The sequence below is a fragment of the Qipengyuania pacifica genome (genome assembly GCF_019711555.1).
Classification (GTDB): domain Bacteria; phylum Pseudomonadota; class Alphaproteobacteria; order Sphingomonadales; family Sphingomonadaceae; genus Qipengyuania; species Qipengyuania pacifica.
On record NZ_JAIGNQ010000001.1, the window covers coordinates 401,080 to 417,946 of the forward strand.

The window sequence follows — 16,867 nt, forward strand, 5'->3', positions numbered from 1 at the left end:
CGCGGCTTCAACTCACACGCTGCGAAACGATCTTCCCGTCTTTCAGAACAATAGCTGTTCCGCGTTGCAGAGGTTCCCAGCCTTGGGGATCCAGGGGCACCGATGCGAAAAGGTAGAGCGGTCCCGATATTTCGTCGATCTTCGCCCCCGTGGCATTCCAGCTGTCACCAAGGTTTTTAACGTCGAAATAGCGAATGTTCAGGCCAGGCTCGCGCGGGTCGGTCAATCCGTGCTCTGTCTCGAAGCGGCGTCGGTCCGCATGAACGAACAGCTGCTCGCCATCGAAAAATAGGAAGTTGGAGCTTCCCAGTTCGCGCATTTCCGACGCAAAGCGCGCAAATACGTCCAACCGCGCCTCCGCTGTGATCGAGCCTGCCGTGCGCAACCGGTCGAGAAGCATGAGGAACGCCAATTCGGAATCCGTGTCGCCAATGCGGTGAGGGATCCATCTGCGAGCTTCTTCGAGCTCCTCGATGCCCGGCAAATCTCCATTATGCGCAAAGGCATGGCGCTTGCCCTCCACAACTCGATCGAACGGATGCGTATTGGCCAATGCGGGCTTTCCCGACGACGCTCTGCGCACGTGCGCTATCAAATGCTTGGAAGGCCTCTCGTGGCGAACGACCATCCGCGACAGTTCGCTGGTGGCGGCAGGGTTGGGCTCGCGGAACAGATAGGCATCGCGATCCTGGGCAAAAAGGATACCCCATCCATCGCGATTGCGATGCTTCTCGCCACCTTCGGCCGCAAAGAGATCAAGTTCGTAGTAGACCGTGTGCGGTACAGATGCACTCATCGCAAACAGTTCACACATCGATACCTCTCCAATTCGTCGATCGTGGACATTCGCGCCAAGTGACGCTTATTCCAAACAGGCTTATCGTTTTATCGGGCCACCGGAAGGCCACGCGCTTTCACCCCCTGCTCGTGCTGAGATTGCCCCACTCACTATAACATTCTGATACGCATAGGGAATTTCTATACCCACCTCGTCAAAGCGCTTCTTGATTTGTTCCAGCAGGTCATATTCAACCGCTTTGGCTGTCGAGGAATCAGCACACCAGGCCCGCAGGGACAGGTCCACGCTGGATCCGCCGAGATTGACCACCGGGCAGCCCACAACCTCGACGACATCGTCATGCCCCTGCGCCAGTTCCAACACGATAGCCCGCGCCCTCTCGATATCGGAATCGTAACCGATGGAAATCGTCGGTGAGAGCATCACCCGGGGATCGACGGAGGACAGGTTGATCATGATCTGGTTGGCGATCGTTCCGTTTGACAATACGATCCGCCGATTGTCGAAGGTTCGCAGCACGGTGTAACCGAGCGACAGGTCCTCCACTATACCGGTCTCTACCCCGGTAGGCGTGGTCAGCTGCAAGCGGTCGCCCCGTCTGAAGGGCTTGTAGATAACGAGACTGATACCGGACACGAGGTTGCCCAGCGTCGATTGCGCAGCAAACCCGACGACAACCGAAACGATACTGACGCCTGCCAGCAGCGAAGTCGTCACCTTGTTGAGAGACGGAACGACATGCGAAAAGATCAGCGCGAGAACGATCCACATGATGAAGGTTCCGAGATGCTGAATGAAGCTGACTGTCATCCGGTCGATCCGCTCGTTCGGATCATGATCGATGACCGTCTTGAGCGTTCGGCGCACGATCCAGCTTAACATCATGCCGATGGCAATGAACACGATCCCGAGCCCAACCGCGCCCCACAGGTGGGTCGGATCAAGATAGTGCGTCAGATCGGTCAGCCAGTGCCACGAGGCCTCGCCGGCTTCGGGCAACGGCGATGCGGTCGGGGTCGGCGAGGGAGAGTTCGTCGACAAGGGAAATATCATGTGGCCGGTTTGAACGTATCGGGATCGGCCATCCGCCAATATTCAGCGAAAGCGGTATCTTCCGGCTCATGTAACAGCTTGCCTGGCTCAACCTCATGCACGATCTGCGACCACGGAATCATCTCGGCATTGTTCTTCCATTGACGCAAGTGCTGCGGCGTGAATTCGTCCGGTGAGTCCAGGCCGCACGCAACAACGATATCGTGCAGGCTGTCGAGCGTCTTCGACTGGAAGTTGGCTACGCGCTGCGCCTTTTCAGGAATGACGAGCCCCCGTTGGCGTGCCGGTGAACTTGTTGCAACACCCGTTGGGCAGGTCCCTGTATGGCACCGCAGCGACTGGACGCAGCCGAGCGAAAACATGAAAGCCCGCGCCGCATTGCACCAGTTGGCGCCGAGCGCTGCGTTCATGGCAATGGCGGAACCGGAAAACACTTTTTCTGATGCAGCCAGCTTGATCTCGTCTTTAAGGCCAGTGCCGATCAGCGCATTGTTGACGTAATGGAGCCCAATACGCAGTGGCAGCCCCACGTGGTCGGACAGCTCAAGGGGCGCCGCCCCGGTCCCGCCACCCCCGCCATCCACGACGATGAAGTCGATATAAATACCGCTGTCGAGCATCGCCTTGCAAATGGCGAAAACCTCGTGGGGCATGCCTACACAAAGCTTGATGCCGACTGGCTTGCCGCCGGAAAGCTCGCGCATTTTTGCTGCGAATTCGAGCATTTCCCTCGGTGTCGAAAATGCCGAATGACCAGGAGGTGACAGGCAATCCTCATTGGCCGGCACCTGGCGCGTCTTGGCGATCTCCTCGGTAACCTTGGCAGCCGGCAGCAATCCGCCATGGCCAGGCTTGGCTCCTTGGCTCAACTTGATCTCGGTCATCTTCACCTGATCGTGCTGTGCTTTGTCGCGGAAGCTTTCCGGATCGAAATTACCGTCGTCGCTGCGGGCACCGAAATAGCCGGAACCCAATTCCCAGACGATGTCGCCGCCATGTTTGAGGTGATAGGGTGAGAGCCCGCCTTCGCCGGTATCGTGATAGAAGTCGCCGATCTTCGCGCCCATGTTGAGCGCCTCGATCGCGTGGTTGCCAAGCGCGCCGAAGCTCATCGCGCTGATGTTGAGACGGGCCGCTTCATAAGGCTTGCTGCACTGTTCCGTCCCTACCGTAACCCGCGTCCGCTTTGGCGCTTTGGGGTTCGGATTGATGGAATGGCACAGCGCCTCGTATTCTTCCGAGTAGACGTCCAGTTCGGTCCCGAAGGGATGGGCATCCTCCTGATGCTTCGCACGTGCATAAACAAGCGAGCGGGCGACGCGGTCGAACGGGCGGCCATCCAGCGGGCCTTCGACGATGTAACTACGCAGAAAGGGGCGGAGATCTTCGAACAGCCAGCGAAAACGGGCGCTCAGTGGATAGTTTCGCCTCAGTGAATGGCTAGTCTGGACCATATCCCATAGCGCTATGAGCAGGAGGGGGACAATAACGACGAAGCCCCAGTAAAACCCCTTGGAAATCAACGCACCCAGAAGAGCGAGAACAACTGTAAGAGCGAACGGTATCCAGAAGCCGAGATTTCTCTCCAGGCCCTTGTCTGCAAACAATCCGCGCACCAGCATGCCAAACGCCCCTTTTTTCGCTCTTCCGCCAAGCGGTAGAGTTCACAACCGCCTCCTGTAAAGGCGGAGGAAGCGCTACGGTTCCTCATCCGGTGAGGCAAGGGTGGTGTCGAATGCGTTGAGCTTGCCGGTACCACATTCACCAAAATGGTAATCAGCATGCACGGCTGGGCACATGGCGCACCCGACAGGATTCGAACCTGTGGCCTCTGCCTTCGGAGGGCAGCGCTCTATCCAGCTGAGCTACGGGTGCTTTGTTCACCTTATGGCGAGCGGGGCGCTTAGCAAAGCGCGGGGCGGCTCGCCAGTCATAAAAAGACGGTTGGATTCGCAGCGGCGTCGTTAGCGATTTGGCAAGACGGGGTTTGTACTCTTCAAAGCCATGAACGCATTGTCGCACGAATTCGACCTGGTACATGCCATGATGCTCCCTCCGGAAAGCTGCATCCCGCACGAACTGCCGGAACTGGGCAGGCTTTGTGGGCAGTGGGAAGCGGTGCACGAGGCTGCCGCGGCAGTGGCCAATCTGGCTCAGCTAGGTCGCGAAGCCGAATCAGAGCAGGTCGCCAAACTGCCGCTTCGCGCTGCCGAACTAAGCGGCTGGCGCTTCGAGACGATTGCCCGCGGTATCGATGATCTGGCAGCGATCATGCAGCCAGGGCTGCGTGCCTTGCTGTCATTGACCGCGCGTGGCCAGGACACGACCGCAGCGGCGCTCACGCTGTGGCGCGAATTTCATGCTTCGCGTTCAGCGATCGTCGATCTGGCCTACGATCGCTGATTTTCAAAAATTGACGGTGACAACAACTGCGTCGGAATAGGTTCCGGCCGCCACGCGTTCAACATTCGCGAATGTTGAACCATACGCGGTTAGCGTGGCTTTGCCATTCGCGTCTGCCGCACCTGCAACTGTATCGACGCCCGAGGCGTTGCCCCACCGCACACTGCGTGCTGCATCGGAATAGATTTCGTAAGCGAGCGTCTGCCCGCTCGCTGAATCCAACATGCGCCGCGCGCCGTTTTGCCCCGTATCCAGGGCTATTTCAAATGCGGTTGGCCCCGAACACGACAGGTCGATTGACGCTTGCCCATGTGCACTTGCGTTAGCGGTAGTATCGAGAACAAAGTCCAATGGATCGGCGCTCGCGCTGCAGCTTTCCTCTACCACTGCGCTGATGTGCAACACGGCTTCGGTTTGGCGCGCCTCGGCAGGTGTGCAAAACGTGATCGCCGTGATGGCGGCAGAAAAGGCGAAAATCGGCTTCATCTCATTCCAATTGTGCCCAAACGTGCTTTGGTCATCCATTGGGTAGAACGCTGCTGGCCTGTTTAACAGCTTGTTTACCACGTTGGGCTGCTGACTGTGCGATAAGCGGCCAGATATTTGCGCAACAATTCGATCTTGCGCGCGTTCGCGATCTGTTCCAATCACGGCGCATGATGGACTCGATAATGGAAGCGCAAAAGGCGGGAGTGGTCGCAAGGGGCATTGCGCGGCTCTTTGCGCGTAATGACATCTGGTGCCTGTCGGAAATGCCGCTCAGAAATGGGCGGAGAGCGGATCTGATGGGCGTGGATTCCAAGGGCCGCGTCATAATTGTCGAGATCAAGGTCCAGCGCGCAGATCTGCTGGGCGACGGGAAATGGCCCGATTATCTCGATTTCTGCGATCGCTTCTATTGGGGGGTACCGCCGGGCTTGGATCGTAGTCCTCTGGAGGGCGAAGGCTACCGTCCGGATTGCTGCGGGATCATCGTGGCAGACGGTTACGATGGCGAAATCCTGCGGCCTGCTCCGCTACACCCGCTTGCCGCGGCGCGCCGAAAGGTCGAGGTCGAACGGCTTGCCCGTGCCGCGCTACGCCGCGCGACCGTTGCACTCGACCCACAATGTGCACCTTGGGGCACACCGGAATAGCTTTTCGTTGTTTCCGGAAGGTGCATTGCCGCCTACCATCAAGGCAAGATGCTCGGCGCCATAATCCTTTCGGTACTCGCGATGACCGCTATCGTTGCGGTCCGTTACCTCGCCGCGAGCGGATTATTCGCTTTTGTAACCAACCGCGTCCGGCCCGGCTATCACGCCAAATTGGGGACGCAGATCCGCAAGGAGATCGGCTGGTCGCTCGCCTCCGCCGCGATCTACGGGATACCGGCAGGTGTGGTTGCCTGGGGGTGGCAGGCGCTCGGTTGGACGCGGATCTACACAGAGTGGGACGCTTACCCACTGTGGTATTTGCCCGTCGCACCGATGCTGTACCTACTGGCTCATGACAGCTGGTTTTACTGGACCCATCGCCTGATGCATCGGCCACTGTGGTTTCGTACCATGCACGCCGTACACCATGCCAGCCGCCCGCCTACGGCCTGGGCAGCGATGAGCTTCCATCCGTGGGAAGCGCTGACCGGCGCGGTGGTGATCCCGGCGCTTGTCTTCCTGATCCCCATCCACGTGGCCATGCTTGGCGTGGTTTTGCTCGTGATGACGGTAATGGGCGTCACCAATCACATGGGATGGGAGATGTTCCCAAAGTGGCTGGTTCATTCCAGGTTGGGAGGCTGGTTGATAACGGCGAGCCACCATCAGCGTCATCACGAAGAGTACAAATGCAATTACGGCCTCTATTTTCGCATCTGGGATCGGCTTTGCGGCACGGATCGCGGACTAAGTCCGAACGCGTGAATCCTGTCCCTGCATTGATTTCACTGGTCTTCGCACCGTTGCTCGTCGCTTCAACTGCGCCAGCGCAGGAAGGGGCCACCGTGACGGTCACGGTTACCGATCTGCGTAATTCCAAAGGTATCGTCCGTGCCTGCATGACCGCGGACGAAGCGACGTTTCCGCGCTGCCGGGGCGTGCCGGGCGCATATGGTGCAACGGCGCAAGCTAGAGAAGGCAGCGTCACCTTCACATTTTCCGGCGTGAACCCAGGGCAGTATGCCATAGCCTTGCTCCATGACGAGAATTCGAACGGCAAGGCCGATCGCGCCCTGGGGATGATGCCGAAGGAAGGGTTCGGCTTTTCGCGCGATGCCAAGGTCCGGATGGGTCCGCCGCGCTTTTCCGATGCCGCAATCGATATCGGTGCGCAGGACCGTAACCTGACCATCCGGATGCGCTACATGCTCTAACGCCGCTTTTGGCGCAGCCTCATGGTTAATTTCTTTAACCCGATCTTTACCGCACACGCTTCATACCGCCTTCGATTGGGCAGAACTCTTCGGGGGCTAATGCAGTGATGGACAGGCTGGGCGGCTTTTTCGGCTTCCGTGATCGAGAGGAGGACTTCGACGACGACTACGTCGAGGAGGACGACACCGATCTCGATCCGCCGCCATCGCCGGTCGGCCAGGACGAACGCCGCATGCAGGTTCGCGCCTATAATCACTGGGCGACGCTTCTCGGCGATCTCAACTTCCCACACATTTCCGACCTCGAACCCGACATGCTCGACGACTTCGGGCCCTATTCGGTTCTGCTCGACCTGTCGGACGATATCGACGATCCGAAGGTTGCGTTCGTCGGCTCCGAACTGACGGTCGAGTCCGGTCAGGACAGCACGCTTTCCCGTCTGTCTGCCGTGCCCAGTCGATCGGTGCTGAGCCGCATTACCGATCATTACATGCAGATCATCGCCAATCAGGCACCGATCGGATTCGAAGCGGAATTCTCCAACGAACGGGGCGCGAACGTACTCTATCGCGGTATTCTGCTCCCGTACTCGAGCGATAACGAGACGATCGATTTCATCTATGGCGTGATTAACTGGAAGGAAATGGCCGACCAGCAGACCGCCGACGAGCTGCTTCTGGCGATAGACCAGGCTCTCGGCCCGGTAGATGATGGCGAAAGCGATCTTGATACCATGGTCGAGACGGCCGAAATGCTCACGGCGGGCATGGACGCGCAACACTCCGACAGCATACTTGAACTCGGACACGACACCATGACCGACAGCCCTGCGCACAATGCCTTGCCGCAACCTTCTTTCGGCGCGGCAGATGATGATGAAGACCGATTCGCAGAACGGAGCGTCGCCGATCAGCCCGCAACGCGTGTCGATGCATTGGGCAATCCGATCGGCAACTACGTTCCGGACGACATGGGCGAGCCGGAATACGAAGACGATTTCGATCATCCTATCAAGACCGCCGCAGATTATGGCTTGCCGGATTGGGACGACGAGGAAGAGGGCGACGAGGACGTCGACGCCGTGGTCGATCCGCTGGCCGACGATGAGACGTCGAGCAGTCTGATCTCGCTGGTCAGCCGCGGTGGCCGGACAAAGAAGAGCGTCGACCTTTCACATCAGGAACCCGCGCCTGTCGTTCCGCAGGCTTATGAAGGTGAAGGCTTCGCCCCTCCGCCGCGCATTCCCGAGCCCTACAAAGCGCCTGCCGAAGAACCGCAACTCACCGATATTCCACCAGAGGACGTCGAAGAAGTGGCGGCTGCGCCAGATGCCATCTCGGAGGACGTTACGCCTGAGGGCCTCTACGATTGTCTCGCAGCGGCGCGCGAAATGGCACAGGCTGCGCAGAACACCGAGGATCGCAGCCGCAAGACACTTTATTTGGCGGTCGCACGGGCTTACGACTTCAGCCTTGAAGCGCAGAGCGCTCCCGGAGATTTCAACGAACTCCTTATCGACAACGGCCTGACCGTCCAGGATCGTGCGCCGATGACGCCGATCGTCAAGCTGGTTTTCGGTGCCGATTACGACAAGACTCGCCTGACCGAATACGCCGCCGTGCTGATGCATGCCCACCGTATCGGCGTGGAACGCGGCAAGCTCGCAATGTTCCTGCGCGAAGCGGAGGGCGGCCTCAAAGGGATCGTCAATGCCGAACGCGATGCGCGTAAGGAAGAGCAGGGCAAAGCGGTCGCGGACAAGAAAACCGTTCGCCCTGCCCTCGCGAAGAAGCTTCGCGCCCTGGAACCGCTTTCCCTCGCCGATCTCGACGAGGACGGCGCGGAATTCGCATTGGTCATGATCCGCCGCACCGCTGCCGGTGCGTTGGAAATCGTTGGGGAAATACCTGACGACGTGCCACTGGTGGAACGCGCCGCGCGCAAGCTGCTCGCCTAGGACAACGCTGCTACAATTCGCTTGTCGCCCTCGCGCTCGATTGGCTAGCGCGGGGGCGATGCCGTTTTTCCCTACTGCGCCCGTCCGCATTCAGCCCTATTTCGGCTATAGAAACCGTGAACGGCTGCGCATTTCGGCCAGGGCCTTGCGTTCGCGCGTCGGCAAGTTCGAACAGCGCAGCAAGTGGCGCGCAGCGAAGACCATGCTGAGCCAGTTCGTCAGCCATGAAGTCCCCGATCTACCTGTCGAACTGGAAATCGCCCTTCCCGGCGGAAAGGCTCAACGCCATCTGGGGCGAACGGACAGCGAAGGCTTCATCAATTTCGATATCCCGCTCGAACCGTGCTGGGATTACGATACGCACCCTGTGTGGGAAACGGTCGTTTTTCACTGGCGAGCGGGCGAGGAAGAACAATGCGTCGATGCGCATGTCCTCGCGCCAGGGGTCGATACCGGTCTGGCAGTTATTTCGGACATAGACGACACAATCGTCGAAACCGGCATCACCGGCGATTTTCGCGCAGTACTGCGTAACTGGCGTAGGATCCTGATTCAAATGCCGGAAGAACGCATTCTCGTTCCCGGCGCCGACGTGTTCTACAACGCGTTGGGCGGTGGAGAAGCGCTTACCAGCGGAGAAGGTCATGCCGGCGAGACGCAGCCTGCGACTCATCGGCCGTTCTTCTATGTTTCCTCGAGCCCGTGGAACCTGTTCAGCTATCTGGTGACCTATATTCGCGGTCGGGGCCTGCCATTGGGGCCTATTGCGCTGCGCGACTGGGGCCTCAATCGTGCTACCTTCGGATCTGCCAGCCACGGTGCACACAAGCGCGCCGCCATAGAAGCCATTATTGAAACCTATCCCGAGATAAAATTCGCGTTGATCGGGGATGACAGCCAGGGCGATCTGACCGCATTTGCCCAGATTGCGGTCGACCATCCCGGGCGGGTTCGCGCAATCTTCATCCGAAAGGTTGGCGATGCGATGAGCGCGGAGGAACTGACGGCTACCGCAAATCTCGAAGCGGCCCAAATACCGTTATGGCTGGGCGATGGCTATGATACTGGTCACGAATTCCTCGCCTCCATCGGCCTCCTTGGCGACGGAGAGGCAAAGGCGATCGTCGACACGGTAGAAGCAACGAAAAAGTGGAAGGCATGAAGCGCGCGATGAAGATCGGTCTCGGCATCGTTCTGTTCCTGTTGCTGGCCGGCGGCCTGCTGTTGTTGGCCATACGCACGAACGGTCCCGCAGTGTTGAATGGCATCGACCGGCTCACAGGTGGCGGCCGGGGCGTTACGCTGGTTTCGAACACCCAATATGGCCCGCACCGAGACCAGAAGCTGCGAATTTACGCGCCTGCGAAAGCCGACCGTGACCAACCCTTACCGATCATCATTTTTGTTCATGGTGGCAGCTGGAGCTGGGGCGATCCGGATGATTACACGTTCATCGCGCGCGCTCTGGCTCCGGAAGGCTTCGTTGTTGCGCTGGCCGGTTACCGGCTGGGCAAGGACGGACGCTATCCCGCCATGCTGGAAGATACCGTAACCGCCATCGGCCAAACGGCTCGGATCGCGCCGCAATTCGGCGGTGATCCGAACCGCGTGATCTTGGCCGGACATTCGGCAGGCGCATACAATGTGGTTCAGGCGGCTTTGGAGGAAAAGTGGCTCTCCCGCATCAGAGTGATACCGCGCGGCGTGGTCGGCCTGGCCGGGCCCTATGATTTTTACCCATTCGACAAGGATTCGAGTCGGGACGCATTTGGTTCGGTAGGCGCCGGACCCGAGAGCCAGCCGGTCAATCACGCGCGCCACAACGCGCCGCCTATGCTGCTTGTACATGGGGAGCGCGACACGCTGGTAAAACCGCGCAATACCCGCGCTCTGGCAAAAGCCCTGAGAGATGCGGGAGCGCCAGTGGAAACTCGATTTTACGGCAGCTTCGACCACAATGCCCCGCTCATTTCCTTCGCCAGCCCGTGGCGCAATTCGCGCGATATGGATGATGCCGTGGTCGAATTCGCCCGCCGGGTGAGCAAGGTTTCAGTTCCGGTTCAGGCCGAAAGCCCTTAGGCTCGCCGCCAATGCGCCTCTTTGCCCGCCTGCTCGCCATGCTTGCTGCCGCCATGCTCGCGGCACAGCCGGTTGCTGCCCAGTCCATTCTGCGCGATGCAGAAACCGAAGCATTTCTTGATGAAATATCGGCTCCACTAATCGAAGCGGCCGGACTGCAGCCCGACAATGTCGATATAATTCTAATCAACGATCCGTCGATTAACGCCTTCGTGGCGGGTGGTCAGGCGGTCTACATCCATTCTGGTCTGATCGACGCCGCCGATACGGCCGAAGAAGTTCAGGGCGTGATTGCGCACGAACTGGGCCATATCACCGGTGGGCATATCCTTCGTTATGGGGAAGGTATGGCGTCGGCCACCAAGATCACGGTGCTTTCGCTCTTGGCCGGCCTTGGCGCTGCGCTGGTAGGTGCTGGCGATGCGGCCATGGGCATCATGATGGCCGGGCAGCAGGCGGCGATGGGCAAGTTCCTTTCATTCAGCCGGACCCAGGAATCGTCTGCCGATTTTGCCGGGGCTGAATATCTGTCCAACGCGGGTATTTCCGGACAGGGTTCGCTCGATTTCTTCGGCAAGCTGCTCAATCAGGAATACCGTTATGGCTACAGCCAGAGCGATGAGGCAGGTTTCTATCGCACGCACCCGCTTTCGGGTGACCGTATTTCGGCATTGCGCGGCGTGTATGAAAAAGACCCCGCATGGCAGCGTCCCGCGAACGCCCGCAACCAGGCGAATTTCGAACGGGTGAAGGCCAAGCTCATCGGTTACATATCGAAGCCGTCGGCGACACTGCGCGATTATCCCGAAACCGACCAGACGATACCCGCGCTCTACGCCCGCGCCTATGCCTACCACCAGAATGCCCGCGTCGATCTCGCGCTCGAGACGGCGGACAAGCTGCTGGCGAAAGATCCCGACGACCCGTATTTCCTCGAACTCAAGGGGCAGGTCTTGCTTGAATCGGGCCGCCCTCGCGAATCGCTCGAACCGCTGCGCCGGGCGACCGATTTGACCAATTCCGAACCGCTGATCGCCAGCCTGTTCGGTCATGCGTTGATCGCTACCGAAGACAAGAGCAATTACGAAGAGGCCGAGCGTGTGTTGCGAGCCGCCGTTGGGCGGGATCGTCGCAATCCCTTCGCCTGGTATCAGCTCGGCGTCGTCTATGCAGCGCGCGGCGATACCGCACGGGCCCGCCTTGCATCCGCAGAGCAGCAGGTAATGAACGGTGAATACGGGCTGGCCATACGCAGCGCGCAGGCAGCGGAAAGCGGACTGGACCACGGCAGCCCGGACTGGATCCGGTCACAGGATATCGGGATGCAGGCACGCGCCCTGCTCGAGCGGCAGTGCGAAATGCAACGCAAACGCAACTGTGCGCCCGGCTGACGAAACGAAGGAACGTCATGAAAAATCATCTGCTGACGGCGCTGGTAGCGCTGGTGTGCGGTTTCGCCGGTGCAGGCCTCTGGTCGCTATCGGGCCTGGGTCACAATCAGACACGCAGCTATCTGCTGTCGAACCCTCAGATCCTGCCGGACATGGCCGAGGCGTACCAGCGCGAACAGGCGAAAGATCGTCTTGCTCAGGCGCCTGACGGGGTCAAGCAGCCCTTCCCTGGCGCGGTGCTCGGCAATCCCGAAGGCTCGCACGTCCTGGTCAAGTTCACCGATTACGGCTGCACCTATTGCCGTCAGTCGATCGCGGGAACGGACGAGCTGATCGCTGCGGATCCGGAACTGAAGGTCGTCGTGCGCGAATGGCCCATCTTCGAAGGCAGTGAAGCGGCTGCGCGCATGGCACTGGCCGCCGCGAAGCAGGGTAAATACGCCGCATTCTATCACGCCATGTTCGAACAGGGACCGCCCAGCGACGCGACGATTGCTCGCGCAGCGCAGATTGCCGGACTGGATCAAGCCGCGGCAAAGGCATTCGCCCAGTCCGATGAAGCCACGGCAGAGCTGGACCGGAACATGGCGTTTGCCCGGTCCATGCAGTTCAGCGGCACGCCCAGCTGGATCGCTGGCGACGAAGTGATCGAAGGTCTGGTGCCGCCCGAACGGCTGGCGGAAGCGCTGAAATCGGCGGCCGGATAGTGGCTTAGCCCTCTTCCTCCATTGCCTTGGCGTACATGGAAGCCAAGGGGCGTGCCATTACCCGGCGCACCATGGGTTCGAAGAACTCGAGCGGTTCGCTTTCATAATCGGGATCGAAGGCGGCCTGATCGTATTTCTCGCAGAATTCGCGGCACGCTTCGAAATGCGGATGCTCGGCAAACTTGTCACGCGCGTTCTGATCCATCCCGAGGAAATGGAAGTAATAATATCCCTGAAATGCGCCGTGGTTCTGGCATATCCAGTGGATTTCGTCAGTGACGAACGGCTTGATGATGGAAGCGGCGACTTCGGGATGATTGTAGCTGCCGAGCGTATCGCCGATGTCGTGCAGCAGGGCCATCACTACATATTGTTCGTCGCGCCCGTCACGGTACGCGCGCGTGGCGGTCTGCAGCGAATGCTCGAGCCGGCAGACGGGAAAGCCGCCGAAATCGCCATTGAGAAGCTTGAGATGGTCCAGCACACGGTCCGGCAGTCCCTTGGCAAAAGCGCGGTATTCGCCGCCGATGATCGCCCAGTCTTCGGCCGTGCCTTCCTTCATCTCGCGGAATTTTGCCCGTTCGGCGGCCGAATGTTCGATGTTTTCCTGAATGCCCATCGCGTCTCTCTCTCGTTTTGCCTGTTACGGTGAGTGTAGCGGCTGGTGCAATTCGTCGCAATTGCGCTAGAGGGGCGTTCCAATGGCAGTCTTGCCCATTCGCCCCACGCCGTTCTTCGCAAACAAGAACCAGGCGTTCTGGAACCTCCAGCTGGCAGGCTGGGGCGGTGCAGCCATGCTGCGCGCAATGTCTACCCTGGCGAACGGCCAGTCGCCCGACCGCCTGGTCATCATCCTGATATCCAGCATTACCGGGTTCTCGATCAGCCTGATCCTGGCGGTCATCTACAGCAAGCTGATAAAACAGCGGCCGGTCATCACCTGGAGCGCGACGGCAGTCGTGCTGGCCTTCGCCGTCGCCTTGCACGCTTTCATCGACAGCTGGGTACTCAATGTGGCGGGCGGTGCCACGGGCAGCGGCAATTTCGTCAGCCTGTTCGTCGGCATCTACTTCATCGACCTCACCCTGCTCGGCGCCTGGTCCGCATTGTATTTCGCGATCAATTTCTTCCTTCAGATCGAAGAACAGGCCGACCGGCTCGAACGGCTGGAAGCGCAGGCAACCAGCGCGCAGCTTGCGATGCTGCGCTATCAGCTCAATCCGCACTTCCTCTTCAACACGCTCAATTCGATCAGTACGCTGGTTCTTCTCAAGCAGAGCGAGACCGCCAACGCCATGCTCACCCGGCTGTCCAGCTTCCTGCGGCACACGCTGGTCACTCAGCCGGGCGGCAAGGTTTCGGTGGCGCAGGAAGTGGAAACGCTGAAGCTTTATCTCGGTATCGAGCAGATGCGGTTCGAAGAACGCCTGCGCTCCACGTTCCGGATCGAACCCGAGGCGGCAGGAGCGCAATTGCCCGCCATGCTGCTCCAGCCTCTGGTGGAGAATGCGATAAAATACGGCGTCAGCCCGCAAGAAGAAGGCGCAGAGATCGCCATCGTTGCGCAGATCGTCGGCCCGCGCCTGCGCGTGACCGTCTCTGACACCGGGCCCGGCATGACCATGAACGGCACGGAAGAGGGCCTGCCTGCTGTCCGGCCAACCCATGCCCGCCGCGATTCGACCGGGGTGGGACTTGCAAATATTCGCGACCGGCTGGCGCAAGCGTACGGTGAGGAGCACAGGTTCGAAATCCGCTCACCGGAAAGCGGCGGCTTTTCGGTGCTCGTCGAGCTGCCGTTCGAACCCGATTCGGAAGATGCGTTAAGCCAAGGGCAATCAGCAGCCGCCCAGCAGGCCGCGTTTTCGCAGAAACCCACGCCCCCCACGGCCGTTATACCCCCACACCTACCCCCGAAAGCACCCCAGACGACATGACCATCCGCACCATACTCGTCGACGACGAGAAGCTCGCCATCCAGGGTCTCCAGCTTCGCCTCGAACCGTTTGAGGATGTCGAAATCATCGACACCTGCCAGAACGGCCGCGAGGCGATCCGCGCGATCAAGACGCAGAAGCCCGATCTGGTCTTCCTCGATATTCAGATGCCCGGTTTCGACGGTTTCTCCGTGGTGCAGGGCGTCATGGAAATCGATCCGCCGCTGTTCGTGTTCGTTACCGCTTTCCAGGAACATGCCATTCGCGCCTTCGAGGCGAATGCGGTCAACTACCTGATGAAGCCGGTGGACGAGGACAAGCTGGCCGATACGGTCGAGCGTGTGCGCCAGCGTCTGGCGGAAAAGAAATCGACCGAAGAGGCTGAAAAGCTCAAGAACGTTCTGTCCGAAGTGGCACCCGAAGCAGCCGAAAATCTCGCTGGCGAGGATACCGAAGCGGCAAGCCGGTTCGAAAAGCTCATCAATGTGAAGGACCGCGGCCAGATATTCCGTGTGGAAGTCGGCACGATCGAACATATCGAAGCCGCCGGCGATTACATGTGCATCTACACGGGCGACAATTCGCTGATCCTGCGGGAAACGATGAAGGATCTCGAACGTCGGCTCGACCCGCGCAAGTTCCAGCGCGTCCACCGTTCGACCATCGTCAATCTCGATCAGGTGCGCCAGGTAAAGCCGCACACCAATGGTGAATGCTTCCTCGTCCTGGACTCCGGGGCGGAGGTGAAGGTGAGCCGTAGCTACCGCGACGTCGTGGCGCGTTTCGTCCACTGATGGCTTTCGAGCTAGAGGGCTTCGACCTCACCCGGTTCGTGAACGAAACCCTTGCCGAGGATCTCGGTAGGGGCCTGCCGGGTGGTGGGCGCGATGTGACCAGCGAAAGCGTAATCCCTGCCGATGCAGGCTTTGCAGGCGTCATGGATACGCGGGATGCCATCCATGTGGCCGGTCTGCCCATCGCCGAAGCATTTTTTCGCGCTCTTGATCCTGACATGACGGTCGAGATTCTCGTCGAAGAGGGCGCGAGCGTACCTGCGAACACCGATCTCATGCGGTTCGAAGGCAATGCTCGCGCGATGCTGACCGCCGAACGCAGCGCGCTCAACACCGTTCAGCACCTTTCCGGCATCGCCACGATGGTTGCCCGATATGTTCGCGCGATGGACAATCCGGGCTGCACATTGCTGGATACGCGCAAGACCATTCCCGGTCTGCGCCAGCTCGAGAAATACGCCGTGCGCATGGGCGGCGGGTCGAACCACCGGATGGGTCTGTGGGACGCCGCGATGATCAAGGACAACCACGTCCTTGTCGCAGGATCGGTCGCCGAAGCGGTGCAGCGTGCGGTCGCGGCAGGGGTGCAGGAAATCATTTGCGAAGTCGACCGGATCGACCAGATCGAACCGGCGCTGCAGGCGGGCGCCACGCGGCTGCTGCTGGACAACATGGGGCCTGCAGTACTGCGTGAAGCTGTCGCGCTTGTGGCTGGTAGGGTCCCGACCGAGGCGAGCGGCGGGATCGATCTCGACACCATTCACGCCAAGGCTGCGACAGGGGTCGATTACGTTTCCGTCGGTCGGCTCACGCAAAGCGCGCCCGCTGCGGATATCGGCCTCGACTTTACGCCGCTGTAATTTCGGATATTCCTGTCTCCGACATTTGCGAGAGGGGAATTCATGAAACCGGGCTCCATCAGAAAATTCGACTGGCTCTATCTCGGGTCGATCGCCGTCAGCCTGCTGGGTTTTGTCTTCAATTACGACACCATCGCCGCCCAGACCAATGCAGAACTCGCTGCCCAGGGTGTCGAGGGCCTGAGCACCGGAGTGCTGATCGGCGGCCTATTGTTCGGAACGGCGATCAGCCTGGCGCTATGGTTCATGATCTCGATCTTGCGCATCGAACTGGCCAAATGGCTGCTCCTTCTGCTGACGGCCTGGTCCGTCCTGACAACCGCCACTGCGGCCGCATCCGTTTTCGATTCCAGCGTGGCGTGGGGTCTGATCAGCACGATCATGACGATCGTCGCTCTCTGGTTCCTGTTTCAGCCGGACGCCAAAGCATGGTTTGCTGAAAAGAAGGGTGGCGACGGGCAGCCCTAGCCTGGCCGCTGACGCTTCGAGCGAAGCCCCGCCGAACTCATGCTCTCGTCAACCCGCCCAAGGATGCT

18 protein-coding genes and 1 tRNA gene are annotated in these 16,867 nt (G+C 59.8%); 13 read left to right on the plus strand and 6 right to left on the minus strand.

The features are described 5' to 3' along the window. Nucleotides 1-7: 7 nt before the first annotated feature. The 4 genes from K3177_RS01945 to K3177_RS01960 form a co-directional block, all read right to left on the minus strand. Complete coding sequence (locus tag K3177_RS01945; RefSeq protein ID WP_221596681.1) at nt 8-814, minus strand: class II glutamine amidotransferase; 807 nt, start codon at nt 812-814, stop codon at nt 8-10. A 63-nt stretch (nt 815-877) separates the two neighbouring features. Then, on the minus strand, nt 878-1,852 hold the full coding sequence (locus K3177_RS01950) for a mechanosensitive ion channel family protein (RefSeq protein ID WP_221596683.1): 975 nt from the start codon (nt 1,850-1,852) through the stop codon (nt 878-880). Further along, nucleotides 1,849-3,474: an FMN-binding glutamate synthase family protein gene (locus tag K3177_RS01955; RefSeq protein WP_221596685.1), complete on the minus strand. Its 1,626-nt coding sequence runs from the start codon at nt 3,472-3,474 to the stop codon at nt 1,849-1,851. Before K3177_RS01955 ends, K3177_RS01950 begins: the two co-directional genes overlap by 4 nt. A 176-nt stretch (nt 3,475-3,650) precedes the next feature. After that, nucleotides 3,651-3,727, minus strand: a tRNA-Arg gene (locus K3177_RS01960). Between the two features lie 129 nt (nt 3,728-3,856). On the opposite strand from K3177_RS01960, the gene K3177_RS01965 reads away from it, so the two are divergent. Continuing rightward, a complete protein-coding gene (locus K3177_RS01965; RefSeq protein WP_221596687.1) occupies nt 3,857-4,255 on the plus strand; it encodes a hypothetical protein in 399 nt (132 codons plus the stop codon). 3 nt (nt 4,256-4,258) lie between these two features. Here K3177_RS01965 and K3177_RS01970 read toward each other — a convergent pair whose 3' ends face one another. Then, nucleotides 4,259-4,741 carry a Csu type fimbrial protein gene (locus K3177_RS01970; RefSeq protein ID WP_221596689.1) on the minus strand — a complete coding sequence of 161 codons (483 nt, stop codon included), beginning with the start codon at nt 4,739-4,741 and terminating at the stop codon, nt 4,259-4,261. Between the two features lie 170 nt (nt 4,742-4,911). On the opposite strand from K3177_RS01970, the gene K3177_RS01975 reads away from it, so the two are divergent. From K3177_RS01975 to K3177_RS02010, 8 genes are all read left to right on the plus strand, one after another. Then, the gene (locus K3177_RS01975) at nt 4,912-5,391 is read left to right on the plus strand and encodes an MmcB family DNA repair protein (RefSeq protein ID WP_103025187.1); all 480 of its coding nucleotides are present in this window, start codon (nt 4,912-4,914) and stop codon (nt 5,389-5,391) included. Nucleotides 5,392-5,439: 48 nt separating this feature from the next. After that, nucleotides 5,440-6,156, plus strand: coding sequence for a sterol desaturase family protein (locus K3177_RS01980; RefSeq protein WP_221596691.1), 717 nt, complete (start codon nt 5,440-5,442; stop codon nt 6,154-6,156). Further along, entirely contained in the window at nt 6,153-6,605 is a 453-nt protein-coding gene (locus K3177_RS01985; protein WP_345725336.1) for a DUF2141 domain-containing protein, read from the plus strand. The genes K3177_RS01980 and K3177_RS01985 overlap by 4 nt, the downstream gene beginning before the upstream one ends. 107 nt (nt 6,606-6,712) lie before the next feature. After that, nucleotides 6,713-8,563, plus strand: coding sequence for a PAS domain-containing protein (locus K3177_RS15575; protein ID WP_221597472.1), 1,851 nt, complete (start codon nt 6,713-6,715; stop codon nt 8,561-8,563). Nucleotides 8,564-8,621: 58 nt separating this feature from the next. After that, nucleotides 8,622-9,725 (plus strand): App1 family protein phosphatidate phosphatase, encoded by a 1,104-nt coding sequence (locus tag K3177_RS01995; RefSeq protein WP_221596695.1) that lies wholly within the window; start codon nt 8,622-8,624, stop codon nt 9,723-9,725. Then, nucleotides 9,722-10,642, plus strand: coding sequence for an alpha/beta hydrolase (locus tag K3177_RS02000; protein WP_221596697.1), 921 nt, complete (start codon nt 9,722-9,724; stop codon nt 10,640-10,642). The genes K3177_RS01995 and K3177_RS02000 overlap by 4 nt, the downstream gene beginning before the upstream one ends. A gap of 11 nt (nt 10,643-10,653) precedes the next feature. Further along, a complete protein-coding gene (locus tag K3177_RS02005; protein WP_221596700.1) occupies nt 10,654-12,033 on the plus strand; it encodes a M48 family metalloprotease in 1,380 nt (459 codons plus the stop codon). A gap of 17 nt (nt 12,034-12,050) precedes the next feature. Then, nucleotides 12,051-12,740, plus strand: a complete 690-nt coding sequence (locus tag K3177_RS02010; protein ID WP_221596702.1) for a DsbA family protein — start codon at nt 12,051-12,053, stop codon at nt 12,738-12,740. A gap of 4 nt (nt 12,741-12,744) precedes the next feature. Here K3177_RS02010 and K3177_RS02015 read toward each other — a convergent pair whose 3' ends face one another. Then, nucleotides 12,745-13,359: an HD domain-containing protein gene (locus K3177_RS02015; RefSeq protein WP_221596704.1), complete on the minus strand. Its 615-nt coding sequence runs from the start codon at nt 13,357-13,359 to the stop codon at nt 12,745-12,747. An 82-nt stretch (nt 13,360-13,441) separates the two neighbouring features. On the opposite strand from K3177_RS02015, the gene K3177_RS02020 reads away from it, so the two are divergent. From K3177_RS02020 to K3177_RS02035, 4 genes are read left to right on the plus strand one after another with little or no spacing between them, the layout of a single operon-like run. Continuing rightward, the gene (locus K3177_RS02020; protein ID WP_221596706.1) at nt 13,442-14,677 is read left to right on the plus strand and encodes a sensor histidine kinase; all 1,236 of its coding nucleotides are present in this window, start codon (nt 13,442-13,444) and stop codon (nt 14,675-14,677) included. Further along, entirely contained in the window at nt 14,674-15,471 is a 798-nt protein-coding gene (locus tag K3177_RS02025; protein WP_103025196.1) for a LytR/AlgR family response regulator transcription factor, read from the plus strand. The genes K3177_RS02020 and K3177_RS02025 overlap by 4 nt, the downstream gene beginning before the upstream one ends. After that, complete coding sequence (nadC, locus tag K3177_RS02030; protein ID WP_221596708.1) at nt 15,471-16,331, plus strand: carboxylating nicotinate-nucleotide diphosphorylase; 861 nt, start codon at nt 15,471-15,473, stop codon at nt 16,329-16,331. The genes K3177_RS02025 and nadC overlap by 1 nt, the downstream gene beginning before the upstream one ends. 42 nt (nt 16,332-16,373) lie before the next feature. After that, nucleotides 16,374-16,799 (plus strand): hypothetical protein, encoded by a 426-nt coding sequence (locus tag K3177_RS02035; protein WP_103025198.1) that lies wholly within the window; start codon nt 16,374-16,376, stop codon nt 16,797-16,799. Nucleotides 16,800-16,867 lie beyond the last annotated feature (68 nt).

Bases quoted from the DNA above. Each gene is read 5' to 3' on its own strand.
- K3177_RS01945 (WP_221596681.1), bottom strand. From the start codon at position 814: ATGTGTGAACTGTTTGCGATGAGTGCATCTGTACCGCACACGGTCTAC.
- K3177_RS01950 (WP_221596683.1), bottom strand. From the start codon at position 1,852: ATGATATTTCCCTTGTCGACGAACTCTCCCTCGCCGACCCCGACCGCA.
- K3177_RS01955 (WP_221596685.1), bottom strand. From the start codon at position 3,474: ATGCTGGTGCGCGGATTGTTTGCAGACAAGGGCCTGGAGAGAAATCTC.
- K3177_RS01965 (WP_221596687.1), top strand. From the start codon at position 3,857: ATGAACGCATTGTCGCACGAATTCGACCTGGTACATGCCATGATGCTC.
- K3177_RS01970 (WP_221596689.1), bottom strand. From the start codon at position 4,741: ATGAAGCCGATTTTCGCCTTTTCTGCCGCCATCACGGCGATCACGTTT.
- K3177_RS01975 (WP_103025187.1), top strand. From the start codon at position 4,912: ATGATGGACTCGATAATGGAAGCGCAAAAGGCGGGAGTGGTCGCAAGG.
- K3177_RS01980 (WP_221596691.1), top strand. From the start codon at position 5,440: ATGCTCGGCGCCATAATCCTTTCGGTACTCGCGATGACCGCTATCGTT.
- K3177_RS15575 (WP_221597472.1), top strand. From the start codon at position 6,713: ATGGACAGGCTGGGCGGCTTTTTCGGCTTCCGTGATCGAGAGGAGGAC.
- K3177_RS01995 (WP_221596695.1), top strand. From the start codon at position 8,622: ATGCCGTTTTTCCCTACTGCGCCCGTCCGCATTCAGCCCTATTTCGGC.
- K3177_RS02000 (WP_221596697.1), top strand. From the start codon at position 9,722: ATGAAGCGCGCGATGAAGATCGGTCTCGGCATCGTTCTGTTCCTGTTG.
- K3177_RS02005 (WP_221596700.1), top strand. From the start codon at position 10,654: ATGCGCCTCTTTGCCCGCCTGCTCGCCATGCTTGCTGCCGCCATGCTC.
- K3177_RS02010 (WP_221596702.1), top strand. From the start codon at position 12,051: ATGAAAAATCATCTGCTGACGGCGCTGGTAGCGCTGGTGTGCGGTTTC.
- K3177_RS02015 (WP_221596704.1), bottom strand. From the start codon at position 13,359: ATGGGCATTCAGGAAAACATCGAACATTCGGCCGCCGAACGGGCAAAA.
- K3177_RS02020 (WP_221596706.1), top strand. From the start codon at position 13,442: ATGGCAGTCTTGCCCATTCGCCCCACGCCGTTCTTCGCAAACAAGAAC.
- K3177_RS02025 (WP_103025196.1), top strand. From the start codon at position 14,674: ATGACCATCCGCACCATACTCGTCGACGACGAGAAGCTCGCCATCCAG.
- nadC (WP_221596708.1), top strand. From the start codon at position 15,471: ATGGCTTTCGAGCTAGAGGGCTTCGACCTCACCCGGTTCGTGAACGAA.
- K3177_RS02035 (WP_103025198.1), top strand. From the start codon at position 16,374: ATGAAACCGGGCTCCATCAGAAAATTCGACTGGCTCTATCTCGGGTCG.